This window comes from Fructilactobacillus sp. X3R2C1 (assembly GCF_059901235.1).
In genome coordinates this window covers 1-255 of sequence record NZ_JBWXVA010000054.1, presented here as the reverse complement: position 1 = coordinate 255, position 255 = coordinate 1, and the positions used below count along the sequence as shown (strand labels likewise).

At 43.5% G+C, this 255-nt stretch carries 1 protein-coding gene; it reads right to left on the bottom strand.

Annotated features, from left to right (window positions below):
- Positions 1 to 35: 35 nt before the first annotated feature.
- The coding region (locus AC6UDB_RS07130; RefSeq protein WP_500709568.1) for an RsmE family RNA methyltransferase at positions 36 to 255 on the bottom strand (220 nt) is incomplete at its 5' end.

Genomic DNA, 255 nt, shown 5'->3' with positions numbered 1-255 from the left:
ATATTGCTATTGATATGAGGGTGGTTTAGCTATTTTCAATTAGCTAAATCACCAAATTGCAGCTGTAATGCACTTAACACCGTTAAAGCGGCAGTTTCTGTGCGTAGTACGCGTGGTCCAATGCGGATATCAACAAAGTTTTGTTGTTTGGTTTGAGCAATTTCTTCATCAGTAAAGCCACCTTCAGGACCCACTAAAAATCGCACTCCAGCACTGGGTACTTGGATTGTTTTGATGCTGTGCTCGGCGCGAGGG